The 9,007-nt window shown below is 68.3% G+C and carries 11 protein-coding genes; 7 read left to right on the top strand and 4 right to left on the bottom strand.

From position 1 onward, the window contains the following. The 3 genes from ACH4YL_RS40425 to ACH4YL_RS40415 all read right to left on the bottom strand — a co-directional run. Positions 1–188 (bottom strand): DUF2637 domain-containing protein (locus ACH4YL_RS40425; RefSeq protein WP_398512536.1); only part of this gene is annotated, 188 nt, incomplete at its 3' end. Between the two features lie 157 nt (positions 189–345). Then, positions 346–1,074, bottom strand: a complete 729-nt coding sequence (locus ACH4YL_RS40420) for a DUF3558 family protein (RefSeq protein ID WP_398512535.1) — start codon at positions 1,072–1,074, stop codon at positions 346–348. 122 nt (positions 1,075–1,196) lie between these two features. Further along, a complete protein-coding gene (locus tag ACH4YL_RS40415; protein WP_398512534.1) occupies positions 1,197–2,018 on the bottom strand; it encodes a DUF3558 domain-containing protein in 822 nt (273 codons plus the stop codon). 191 nt (positions 2,019–2,209) lie between these two features. Here ACH4YL_RS40415 and ACH4YL_RS40410 point away from each other — a divergent pair, with 191 nt between their 5' ends. The 6 genes from ACH4YL_RS40410 to ACH4YL_RS40385 all read left to right on the top strand — a co-directional run bounded on the left by ACH4YL_RS40410 (position 2,210) and on the right by ACH4YL_RS40385 (position 7,996). Then, positions 2,210–3,403, top strand: coding sequence for an RtcB family protein (locus ACH4YL_RS40410; RefSeq protein WP_398512533.1), 1,194 nt, complete (start codon positions 2,210–2,212; stop codon positions 3,401–3,403). A gap of 815 nt (positions 3,404–4,218) precedes the next feature. Continuing rightward, positions 4,219–4,650, top strand: a complete 432-nt coding sequence (locus tag ACH4YL_RS40405) for an STAS domain-containing protein (protein WP_398512532.1) — start codon at positions 4,219–4,221, stop codon at positions 4,648–4,650. Then, positions 4,650–5,312, top strand: a complete 663-nt coding sequence (locus ACH4YL_RS40400; RefSeq protein ID WP_398512531.1) for a hypothetical protein — start codon at positions 4,650–4,652, stop codon at positions 5,310–5,312. The genes ACH4YL_RS40405 and ACH4YL_RS40400 overlap by 1 nt, the downstream gene beginning before the upstream one ends. After that, positions 5,309–6,082, top strand: a complete 774-nt coding sequence (locus ACH4YL_RS40395; protein ID WP_398512530.1) for an ANTAR domain-containing protein — start codon at positions 5,309–5,311, stop codon at positions 6,080–6,082. Before ACH4YL_RS40400 ends, ACH4YL_RS40395 begins: the two co-directional genes overlap by 4 nt. Before the next feature lie 83 nt (positions 6,083–6,165). Further along, positions 6,166–6,882: a GAF and ANTAR domain-containing protein gene (locus ACH4YL_RS40390; RefSeq protein ID WP_398512529.1), complete on the top strand. Its 717-nt coding sequence runs from the start codon at positions 6,166–6,168 to the stop codon at positions 6,880–6,882. A 106-nt stretch (positions 6,883–6,988) separates the two neighbouring features. Further along, a complete protein-coding gene (locus ACH4YL_RS40385) occupies positions 6,989–7,996 on the top strand; it encodes an acyl-CoA desaturase (RefSeq protein WP_398512528.1) in 1,008 nt (335 codons plus the stop codon). A gap of 49 nt (positions 7,997–8,045) precedes the next feature. On the opposite strand, the gene ACH4YL_RS40380 is transcribed toward ACH4YL_RS40385, so the two are convergent. Next, a complete protein-coding gene (locus ACH4YL_RS40380; protein WP_398512527.1) occupies positions 8,046–8,315 on the bottom strand; it encodes a hypothetical protein in 270 nt (89 codons plus the stop codon). Between the two features lie 283 nt (positions 8,316–8,598). Here ACH4YL_RS40380 and ACH4YL_RS40375 point away from each other — a divergent pair, with 283 nt between their 5' ends. Continuing rightward, positions 8,599–8,775, top strand: a complete 177-nt coding sequence (locus ACH4YL_RS40375; RefSeq protein WP_398512526.1) for a hydrophobic protein — start codon at positions 8,599–8,601, stop codon at positions 8,773–8,775. Positions 8,776–9,007 lie beyond the last annotated feature (232 nt).

The following is a 9,007-nucleotide window of genomic DNA, read 5'->3' as shown; positions in this document are numbered from 1 at the left end:
AGCACACAGATGCCCGCGTCGATTCCGATCGGGAAGACGACGGCGAAGTTGCCGAAGCCCTTGTCCGCGGCGAGCTCGCGCACGGCGGCGTACGAACCCGCGAAACCGATCGCGGCGATGATCACCGCACCCGTGACGACCAGGCCGATGAGTATGCGGTGCGTGCGTGTCAGCTGCATCGCGGCCACCCGCGATCCCCTCCCGATATGAAAACGCGAAAGCCCGTTCCAGCGGGCACAGCCTGGCACATGACTGCGGAGCCCCCGCTCGCGGGGAGCGGCGGCTCCATCAACAGGCCAAGGCTGGAACCTACTTGCCGGAAGTTACCGACCGGACTTGGCGTGGTTACTTGTTGGCGACGCTCACCGAGGCCACGGCCTCCTTGGCCGCCGCCACGGCGCCCTTCATCAGCTCCTCGGAGGACGGGGAGTCGGCGCCCGCGTAGCCCGTGCCGTTGTAGGTGAGCGTGATCACGATGTTGTCGGTCCGCGTCACGATCGTGGCGTACGTGAAGTCCTCGCCGGTCTTCGTCAGTTCGTAGCCGACCGCGGTCGCCTGCTCGCCGACGCCCTGCGCGGGGGAGGTGCGCACCTTCTTCGCGCCCTCGGTCGCCTTCGCCTTGGAGATCTCCTTGGCGTAGTTGTCCTCGGCGCGCTTCTTGCCGCTGAGGCCGAGGGTCTGCTCGGACTCGTAGCGCAGGAAGGAGACGTCGAGCCAGCGATAGTCCGAGCCCTTCACGCCGTTGTCGTCCAGGCCGTTCCACGAGCAGGTGCCGCGGGTGGTGGTGTCGGAGGACTTGCCGGCCGTGCCCGACTTGACCTTCGTCGACGGCACCAGCTTCTCGATCGTCTTCGCGGAGATCGACTTGCAGGGGTCGGGCAGCTTGGCGTACTTCGCGGGCTCGACGGTCGTCGCCTTCTGCCCGTCCGGGGAGGCCCCGGATGAGGACGAGGAGTCCTTGCCCTTCGTGCCGTCGTTGCTGCCGGAATCCGACGAGCAGCCGGCGACGACAAGCATCACCGGGACGGCTGCACAGGCGAGAATGCGGGTGAGTCGCGGGGCTGAACGGTGCATGGTTCCTTCAGTCGATTGTCGTACGGTCACTCCGGTCGGCCAGGCCACGGTACGCGGACCCGGCGGGTCCGCGGGTGTGTCTCCGGATACGTACGGCTTTGCGTGCGGCTGCCGGTCCGTCCTCAGTCGCTGAACTGGTCGACGAGCTTGCCGGCCAGACTCTGCGCCTTTTCCTGCAGTTCCTTGCTGTCCGGGACCTCAGTGATACGGGACGCCTGCTCGCGGTAGACGATCGTCACGATCACATTCGATGTGCGGAACACCACGCTGACGGTGCGGCGCTGGGCGGTGGATCCGGCGCCGGCGGCGGTGAGCACGTCGTCGAGGAAGGCGGCGTCCCCGAGATCGTCGAGGACGCGGGGCTCGAGGCCTTCGGGGGTGCCTTCGGGAGTGCTTCCGGGGGCGCCCGTGGCGGTACCGGTCGGGGTTCCGGCGGGCGTCCCGGTGGGGGTCGCCTGGCCGGTCGGGGTTCCGGTGGGCGTGCCGGAGGGAGGGGCGGTGGGGGGCGCGGGAAGGGCGGCGGCGGCTTCCTTCTTCGCGTAGATCTCCTGCGCGCGGTCGTCGTCGCTCACGCCCGTGTCGTACGAGACGACACGCTCGAAGTCGACGCTGAGGGAGTGCGAGGCGTCCGGCGAGTCGGCCTTCCAACTGCAGCCGACGCGGCGGTCGGTGTCGTACGTGACCTCGGCCGCGCCTCGGAAGACCTTCTGCTGCTGCTCGTCCGGCAGCTCGGAGGTGCCGGGCAGCAGGTCCTTGAGGGTGGAGCGCTGGACGGAGCCGCAGGGCTCCAGCAGTGTGCGGTACTTGCCGGGCTGAGCGGCGGAGGTGGTGCCGTCGCCCGCCTTGGAGTCCGGTGCGGAGTCGGTCCCGGTGCCGGCGGTGCAGCCGGTGACAAGCGCCACGAGCAGCGCCGCAAGGCCGGGTGCGTACGCCTTTCGTTGCACGGTCCCAGGCTCCCTTCGAGCGGAAAAGCGGTTGCCGCGTGATGGCGGCCGATGGACACAATGTGTATCGCACGCGCTGCTGTGAATGCCGGTCCGTTGGGTCTTTCGCGGGCATTGGCCACTGCATTTGCACTTTGAGTCTTTTCAATGGCTTGTCGCTTATTGGCGCCTGTCGGGGGAATTGAGGAACTATGTCGTATGTAGAGGTACCGGGCGCCAAGGTCCCGATCCGGATGTGGACGGACCCGCGGTCGGTCGAGGACTCCGCGATGCAGCAGCTGCAGAACGTGGCGACGCTGCCGTGGATCAAGGGCCTGGCCGTGATGCCGGACGTCCACTACGGCAAGGGCGCGACGGTCGGTTCGGTCATCGCGATGCACGGCGCGGTCTGCCCGGCGGCGGTCGGCGTCGACATCGGCTGCGGCATGTCGGCGGTGAAGACCTCGCTCACGGCGAACGACCTGCCGGGCGACCTGTCCCGCCTGCGCTCGAAGATCGAGCAGGCGATCCCGGTCGGCCGCGGAATGCACGACGACCCGGTGGACCCGGGCCGGATGCACGGCTTCGCGACGGGCGGCTGGGACGACTTCTGGCAGCGGTTCGACGGGGTGGCGGATGCGGTCAAGTTCCGTCAGGACCGGGCGACGAAGCAGATGGGAACGCTCGGCGGAGGCAACCATTTCCTCGAGTTCTGTCTGGACGAGTCGGGCTCGGTCTGGCTGATGCTCCACTCCGGCTCGCGGAACATCGGCAAGGAACTCGCCGAGTACCACATGGGCGAGGCGCGGAACCTGCCGCACAACCAGGGCCTGGTCGACCGCGACCTCGCGGTGTTCATCGCGGACACGCCGCAGATGGCGGCGTACCGGAACGACCTGTTCTGGGCGCAGGAGTACGCGAAGTACAACCGCGCGATCATGATGGGGCTGTTCCAGGACGTCGTCCGCAAGGAGTTCAAGAAGGCGAAGGTCACATTCGACTCCGTGATTTCCTGCCACCACAACTACGTGGCGGAGGAGCGGTACGAGGGCATGGATCTGCTGGTGACCCGTAAGGGCGCGATCCGCGCGGGCAGCGGTGACTTCGGGATCATTCCGGGCTCGATGGGCACCGGTTCGTACATCGTGAAGGGCCTGGGGAACGAGGCGTCGTTCAACTCGGCCTCGCACGGGGCGGGTCGGCGGATGAGCCGTGGCGCGGCGAAGCGGCGGTTCTCGACGAAGGACCTGGAGGAGCAGACTCGGGGTGTGGAGTGCCGTAAGGACTCCGGCGTCGTGGATGAGATCCCGGGTGCGTACAAGCCGATCGAGAAGGTGATCGACCAGCAGCGGGATCTGGTGGCGGTCGTGGCGAAGCTGAAGCAGGTCGTGTGCGTGAAGGGCTGACGCTGAGCATGGTGAAGAGGAAGCCCCAGCAGTCGCTGGGGCTTCCGTCTGTTGGGACTACTACTCGTACGAGCCTTCTGGCGGCAATGGCTGGAGGCCACGGGCCACCGTGACTTCGCACGACTGGCGGGTACTCGGCGGGGAACACGACTGACATCGGCGCAACCACCGGTATCTCGCGTGGTCGCCGTTCATCGGCAGGAGAAGCAGATGCTGGCATTCGCGGCGGCCGTGCTCTTCGCCATCGCCTTCATCGTCCACGTCACCGAGACGTCGACCGAGGTGATCTTTGGTCCGACGAGTCTCATGCTCGTCGGACTTGCCCTTCTCGCCGTGCACTCGGGGGGCGTGGGGTCTGGATGGGCCCCCCGGCGAAGGGGGCGCCGGCGCTGAGCGAATTGCGGCCGGCGGTCGCAGTGTTTCGCGCCGCGCCCACAAGTACCGTTCGGCGGAACGGATGTGCACGCAGTGCTGCCCTCCAGGGCAGTGTCCAAGCCTTGGGAATGAGGACTTTCGGCCGTCCATTGGACCGGGCTGAGGACTATGCTGTCGTAAGGACGCCCCAGACCCCCGGCGGCATGTAGTTCTCAACACAGATGGCTGCGGGGAGCGGATCTTCCGTCCGGTCACCCGGTGCATCCCCTGGAGGGAGCTGGGTGGGGTCACTGTCCTGGCACACAGGCTTGTCGGCCCCGGCTGTTCGCCCGCGCCCGCCTCCGCCGAAAGTATGCCCCTACCGGGAGCGCGCCAGGCGGGAGCCGGAAGTCCGGCTCCGCCGCATCCGCTGCCCGGATGGCTTCCTGAACCGAGGCGTCATGCCCATCCCGAAGCTGAAGGTCTACCGGCACGACAGAGAGAGCCGCGCGCTGCTCACCCTGGCCGGTGAGATCGACCTCGACACGGCTCCACTCGTACGCGCATCGCTGGAGGAGTGCCTGCGCGACGGCATCCGCACCATCGACGTCGACCTCACGCCCGTCACCTTCTGCGACTGCAGCGGCCTCAACGCTTTCCTCCATGCGTCGTATCAGACCGCCGCAGCCGGTGGATCTCTCCAACTGCACTACCCTGCACCGCCGGTGGCTCGGCTCTTCGATCTCACCGACTGCGGTTTCCTGCTTCTCGACCACCCGTCCGGATGCCTGGCGGTTCTCCGCGGCGGACGCGCCCGGACCGCCCCGACCGCTCCGGCTTCGCCGCGTCGGCCTGATCTTGTCGTGCCTGCCCTCTCGAGCGGTGTGCTGTGATGGCTTCGTCCCGGCGGAGGCAGCCGCCGAAGGACGACGGCCCCGATTCGTCTGCCACGGATGTGGCGCGGCTGCGCCGAGTGAACCGCTGGCAGGCCAAGGAGCTGTGTGCGGATCTGGCTGATCTGTACGTGGAGTCCTCGGACCTGAGGCCCAGTGAGGGGCATCGCAGCCGCAGCCGGGAAGAGTTCCTGCACCGCCTCAGCGGCGACATCCGGAGGCCGGGCTTCGCCATGGCCGTCGCGGAGTCAACCGCCTTGGTGGGATGCGCTTTCGGATTCCCCGTGCGGAGCAACAGCTTCTGGTGGCTCGGGTTCGACGGGACGCTCCCGCTCGGCATCGAGCAGCTCACCGAGTCCCACGATGTCTTCGCGATCAACAAGATCCTGGTCGCTCCGCACGAGCAGGGCGATGTCATCGCCCGTCGACTGCAGCAGCGGCTGCTGACCGACCACCAGGCGTCGCTCGGTGTCACGCTGGTCGACGAGGCCGACCATCCGTCCCTCGCTGCCTTCCGGTTCTGGGGCTGGCGAGACATCGGTGATGTCCGGAGACCGACCGGCCCCACCGTGTTCCGTGCGCTGGTTCTTCCCCTCGGCGAGCGAACGGCCGTGAGACTGGACGGACTCGCTCGCCATGCCTGGACCCGGTGGCCCGGGTGACGGCTCAAGGCCGGTCCGTCCGGATCCGGGTGCTCGTGGCCGAGCAGGCGGCCCTGCGCGGTGCCCGGGTCGGTGTGGTGGACGTGTGCACCGCCGCGGTGGCATCCCTGCCGGTCGGTGGGGCCGGGGTTTCCGCGATGTCCCGGACCGCGGCCAGTCACCCCTTGTGCAGCACCGACGACATCAGCGGGCGATTGGAAGAGCTGCAACTCACCTTCGGTGAGGGGCCCTGCGTGGACGCCTTCACCCACGGCACGGCCGTGCTGACGCCCGATCTGCGCGCCGGTGAACTGCAGGGCCGCTGGCCCGTGTTCGTCGACGCAGCCTTGGAAGCCGGAGCACTCGCTGTCTTCGCACTGCCCCTGCAAATGGGGGCGATCAGTCCTGGAGTTCTGGACCTGTACTCCCGAGTGCCAGGCCGGCTGAACGCGGAGGAACTGGCCGATGCGTTGGTCTTCGCCGACGTCGCGACTCTGGTTCTGCTCGATACGCAGATCGACGAGACGGGCGCGTCGATCGGCGGAATGCTTCCGGACGGGCGGCTCGAGGATCTGGGCGCGTACCGGGCCGAGATCGACCAGGCCACCGGCATGCTCACGGTCCAACTCGGCGTCGGCATCGAGGAAGCCTTCGTACGCCTCCGCGCCCACGCCTATGCCAGAGGGCACAGACTCGCGGAGGTGGCGGCCGACGTGGTCGCCCGCCGCCTCAGCTTCTCCCCGAACGCACCTCCAAACGCACCTCCAGACGAAGGCGAAGGCGATGCCTGACACCTCTGCACGGGCCGATGGACGCACTCGCTGCACTTCCCGGCCCATTCCGGCGGGACTAGTCTCAACAGAGGGTGTCCACCATGAATGAGCAGCTCCTTGCCAAGACCTTCGTCGAGCTGGCCGACAACCTGGTCGCCGACTTCGACCTGATCGACTTCCTGCGCCTGCTGACCGACCGCTGCGTCGGCATGCTCGGCGCGAGCGCGGCCGGTGTGCTGCTCGCGGACCGGGACGGCGAGCTCCGCGTCATGGCCGCCTCCGACGAGCGGGTGCGCCTGCTGGAGCTTTTCCAGCTCCAGAACGACGAGGGCCCCTGCCTGGACTGCTTCCACACCGGCACACCGGTCTCCGTCCCCGACTTGCGTACGGAGGCAGACCGCTGGCCGCGCTTCGTCGCGCAAGCCCAGCACAGCGGGTTCGCGGCGGTCCAGGCCCTGCCGATGCGCCTCCGGGACGACGTTGTGGGCGCCCTCAACCTCTTCCGCACCCAACCCGGGCCCTTCGACCCGGTCGGCACGCCCATCGCCCAGGCCCTGGCCGACGTCGCCACCATCAGCCTCCTGCAACAACGCTCCACCCACCGCAGCAACGTCCTCAACGAACAGCTGCAGACCGCGCTGAACAGCCGCGTACTGATCGAACAGGCCAAAGGCAAGCTCGCCGAACGCCAGGGCATCGACATGGAGCAGGCTTTCACCGCACTGCGCGGTTACGCCCGCGCACACAACCGCCGTCTGTCGGACCTCGCCCGCGCCTTCATCGACGACACGGAAACCCTCGTCGGCCTGAGCATCTGACCAACGCCCGGCAACACCTCAAAGATCCGCCCGCCACGGCGGTTGCACATCACACCAAGCAGCCCGAGCCCCCGGCCGCGACACACACATGGCCGAGGAGCCCCGCATGTCCCACCGTACGAACACCGAAGCACGCCTCGAAGCGCGACCCGAAGCAGCAGCTCGGACGCCGGAGGGGTACGACGGTACGACGCCCTTCCCGGTGAGCGGGGCGACGTCACCGCTTTCGGGCTCCCAGCGCCGGCAGTTGGCGGTGACCGCGCTCATCGTGATGTTCCCGTTCCTGGCCCTGATCCTCGGCGGATGGGTGCTGTGGGGAAGGCTGATCGGGCCCGTCGATGTTCTGCTCGCTCTCGGGTTCTACGTCCTCACGGGGCTGGGCGTCACCGCCGGCTTCCACCGGTTGCTGACCCACCGCAGTTTCACCGCCGCCCCGGCGCTGCGCATCGCGCTTGCCGCCGCCGGGTCGATGAGCTTCCAGGGCGATGTGATCGGCTGGGTCGCCACCCACCGCCGCCACCATGCCTTCACCGACCGGCCCGGCGACCCGCACTCACCGTTCCGCTACGGCACCAGCCTGCGCGGACTGCTCCGCGGCCTGGCCCACGCGCACGTCGGATGGCTGTTCCAGGCCGACGCCACACCCGTCGGCCGCTACGCGCCCGATCTGCTCGCCGACCGCTCCATGCGCGCGCTGTCACGTGCCTTCCCCGTGCTCTGCCTGCTCTCCCTCGCGCTGCCCTTCGCGGCCGGCTGGGCCATCGGCGGCACCGTGCGTGACGGGCTGACCGCGCTGCTGTGGGCGGGCCTCGTACGCGTTGCCCTGCTCCAGCACGTCACTTGGAGCGTGAACTCGCTCTGCCACATGATCGGCGACCGGCCCTTCCGCACCCACCGGCATGACCGCGCGACCAACCTCTGGCCGCTCGCCCTGCTCTCGTTCGGGGAGAGTTGGCACAACCTCCACCACGCCGACCCCACCTGCGCCCGCCACGGTGTCGACCGCGGCCAGCTCGACCCGACCGCCGCCGCGATCCGCCTCTTCGAACGGCTCGGCCTGGCGACCGATGTGCACTGGCCCGTACCCGACCGACTCGACGACCGCCGCCAGTGATCGCCGCCGGTGATTGCCGCCGGTGATCGCACCGCGGACGGAGGATCGGTCACCTGTGATGCTCGCCGTCCCGACGGTCCTGGCGATTCCAGCGGCCTCGGCGCTGCCGGCTGTAGCGGCGGGCCCAGCGGGCCTGACGGTCCCTGTAGTCCCGGTACTCCCGGTACTCGGAACCGTCGCCACCGCTTCGGCCTCCTGCGCCACTGCGGCCGTAGTGGACGAAACCGAAGATGAGCACGGCCGCGGCCACCCACCAGAAGGCGTCGAAAAAGCCGAGGCCGAACAGGGCCGCGATGAGGATGAGAAGCAGGACGAACATGGCGGGCCTTCCCGGAGCGGAACAGAGCCAACGCTGCCGGGGACCGGGGCCTCACCGAACAGCCTAGTCCTGGCCGGGGGTTGCGGATAGCGCGCGATGTCGCCGCGTAGCGCATGGACAAGAGTGTCCGCACGTTGACAGCGGCCGTTGCCCGGCGTTGACTGACACCAGGTGTGGGGCCAGGACGCCCGGAATCTCCGAGCGAGGTCCTTCCGCCTTCCGCTTCGCCCGGACCCCGCGGAACGCAGGAACTGTCCCTGTGAACGTGTGTGGAGGCCCGGCCATGCTCCTTTGGATTCTTCTCCTTCTGCTGATCCTGGTTCTGTTCGGGTTCGGCTTCGCCGTGCAGATCCTGTGGTGGGCCGCAGTCGTACTGCTGGTCATCTGGATCGCCGGCTTCGCGCTCCGCAATCGCGGCCGTAGCCGCGGCGGACGTCGGTACGCCCGCAGCCGCCGCTAGGGCCTGTCGTTCGGATCTTGCCGGGCTCGCGTGCCCTGGCGCGCACATCTGCTGCGTTGTCGTCAGTCGCCGACGCTCCGCGTCGTCTCCTTCCTCCGCCTTGCAGCTGCACGCGCCAGACCCCGCTCGCTGATCCAGCCTGATCCAAACGACAGGCCCTAGTACTGCAACGGTGTTTGCCGTGACGGTTGGGCAGTTCAGTCGTTGGTGTGGTTATGGGTGGGGACCTTGC

It is taken from the genome of Streptomyces sp. NPDC020681, assembly GCF_044334895.1.
In the GTDB taxonomy this organism is placed as follows: domain Bacteria; phylum Actinomycetota; class Actinomycetes; order Streptomycetales; family Streptomycetaceae; genus Streptomyces.
This window is presented reverse-complemented; position numbering and strand designations above follow the sequence as displayed.